The 2,891-nt window shown below is 41.1% G+C and carries 1 protein-coding gene; it reads right to left on the bottom strand.

The window, feature by feature from the left end; all coding sequences use genetic code 11:
- Window positions 1–117 precede the first annotated feature (117 nt).
- The gene (locus MUP17_07475) at window positions 118–2,607 is read right to left on the bottom strand and encodes a protein kinase (GenBank protein MCJ7458815.1); all 2,490 of its coding nucleotides are present in this window, start codon (window positions 2,605–2,607) and stop codon (window positions 118–120) included.
- Window positions 2,608–2,891: the final 284 nt, after the last annotated feature.

Below are 2,891 nucleotides of genomic sequence, written 5' to 3'. Positions count from 1 at the left end.
CTCGAACTCATCCCCTCACCCCTTCTCTTACAAAGAGAAGGGGATTTTAGTCCCTCTCTTTCTAAGAGAGGGATTCAGGGTGAGTTCCTAACGTAATATAGTTTTCCCAATCATCTTTTATTTTGTTTTTTGGTTTATCAACTCTTCAAACGCTGGATACCCAGCTAAATTTTTATACCAGGGGTGCAATTTTATATACGCTGGAGTCACAAAATTTTCCTTGACCAAAAACTCCAGCATCTCCACTGCATTTTCTTTTTGCCCGGCAAGTGAATAAATGAAGCTAATGTTCGGCAGGATGTCTACTAAAAACCATCCTGTGAACATCAGAGATTCCCCTATACTTTTTTTCACACTCTCTACATGCTCCAAAGCTTTTCTGAAATCCCCTTTTAAGACATATGCTAAACCCATTCTTAAACGACTCATATATTCAATGGGTAGATTTTCAAATTCTTTGACCAAAGGTTGATTGAGCTGAATGCAGGAATCTAAAAATATTTCTGCCTGCTTTTCATTTCCTCTCAAAAGCTCTAAGTAGCCCAATTCCACAAATAGATCCTGATTCGAATTTTCCCGACAGATTTCATTTAAATAATTAAGGGCAATGTCAACCTCTCCTGAGATTATGAAAATTTTTATTAAGCCTAACACAGAAAGAATGTCTTTCCGTTTGATATTCAGCGCTTTATGAGCCATTCTTTTTGCTTCTTCCAACTCACCCTGATACAGGTAGTAGTAACTCATGGAATCATATGTATCCCAGTTGTCACACTGAATCTCTAATCCTTTTTTAAAATACTCCCCTACCTTTTCTTTTTTCCTTAAAATCGAGTATAATTCTATGAAAGCCCCAAATAGGTTGGGGTCGGTGGGCTTCACCTCTAAAGCTCTCTTCAGCGCACTTTCAGCTTTGACATATTGTCCAGTAAAAACGTACCATTGACCCAGAAGCCTCCACCCCTCTCCATAATTGGGATTGGCTTTGACCGCTGCTTCGGCTTCTTGTATGGCTTTTTCGCTTTTCCCCTCTATCATGTATAGCCTAGAGAGAGAGCGATGAGCCTCAGCTAAGTTAGGCTCAAGAGCCAATGCTTTGGAACCAGCTTTTTCAGCCTTTTCGAGCCAGGATTTCTTGAGGTCGATACCCAATTGCACATAGGTGGAATAGCAGTCGGATAATCCCGCATAAGCTAAAGCAAAATCCGAATCCGCTTCTAATGCCTTCTCGAACATCATGGTTGCCCGTTGTAGTCCGTCCATCGTATTGTATCCAGTCCAATAGTATTCCCGTCCCTGCAAATAATAGTTGTATGCCTGCACATTCAGGGTGGGTTTCTTTTCAATCATCACTAATTCTGGCGGAGCAAGCGTAACCTTTAATGCCTGAGCTACCTCTTTGGCTACCTCTGCCTGAATAGCAAACAAATCCTCCATCTGCCTATCGTAGCTATCTGCCCAAACGTGGAATCCATCACTGGCTTTAATCATCTGGCAGGTGATTCTGATTTTATTCCCATATTTGCGGACCGAACCTTCCATTACATAGTTTACTCTTAATCTATTTGCCACCTCTTTGAGGTTCACTGGTTTATTCTTGAACTGCTCAACATCACTTCTCGAAGTAACCAGCAAGCCGCCAATTTTGGATAACTGGGTAATGATATCTTCGGTCATTCCATCTGCAAAGTATGCATCCTCTTTATTCTCAGAGAGATTTTGTAAATACAATACTGCCATGGCTGGCTTGGGAGATTCGATGGGCTTTGTTGCTACGGCTGTTTTCACATATTCTAAACTCTTCTTTTCTCTTCTTAAATCTGCTAATAAATCATCTATATGTTGATACCTTTCTTCTTTGTCCTTAGCCAGAGCCTTGAAAACCATATCCTCTAATTTGGCTGAAACCTGGTTGTTGTATCGAGTCATAGGCTGAGGGTCTTCATTTATGATCGAGTAGATTATAGCTGCCTGATACTCCCCTACAAAAGGTAATTTTCCGGTCAAAAGCTCATACAAGACAATCCCAAAGGAGAAAATGTCGCTCCTCTGGTCAGCTTCTTCTCCCTGTGCCTGCTCAGGCGACATATAGGCAAGGGTGCCTAAGGTTGAGCCAGTTTGAGTAAGCTTGGTAGCTCCCTTTAACTTCGCCAGACCAAAGTCCATTATCTTAACCTGTCCCTCTTTAGTAACCATTATGTTATCTGATTTTATGTCACGATGAACTATCTCCTTCTTGTGAGCGGCAGTCAATCCCTCACAAACCTGAATCCCGATGTCTAAGACCTTCTTTATAGATAGGGTCTCTTTTTCAATCATCTGCTTTAAAGTCTTCCCCTCCACATATTCCATAGCTATGAATAATCCTTCAGGACTTTCCTCTATCCCATAAATAGTAGTAACATTAGGATGATTTAGAGCAGAAGCAGACTGTGCCTCCTGGATAAAGCGGGCTTTTTCCTCAGGACTATCAGCAATGTGAGGAGGCAAAAACTTCAGAGCGACTAAACGTTGAAGTTTGGTATCCTGGGCTTTATACACCACTCCCATTCCACCCTCACCAAGTTTTTCGAGAATCTTATAATGTGAAATTAATTTACCAATCATAACGTATCACGCTCAGTTATCGAACTCATCCCCTAACCCCTTCTCTTAAGAAGAGAAGGGGAAATTAGTCCCTCTCTTTATAAGAGAGGGAGTCAGGGTGAGTTCAGACTCTCCAGCAATTTCAGATTTAACCTTAAGCATCACTAACCGAATCTTAGCAACCATAATAAATTTAGAAATTGCTTTCTTGTCAATAGAGAAAGTGAGGTAAAGCGGACACTTCTGGTGAAGAATTAAGGTCCCAGCAGTTTTAAACCTGCGTCACATATCCAAAAAAATCGAGG

The sequence above is a fragment of the Candidatus Zixiibacteriota bacterium genome, assembly GCA_022865345.1.
In the GTDB taxonomy this organism is placed as follows: Bacteria; Zixibacteria; MSB-5A5; order MSB-5A5; family RBG-16-43-9; genus RBG-16-43-9.
Note: the sequence above shows the minus strand (reverse complement) of the source record. Positions and strands in the feature narration are given on the sequence as shown.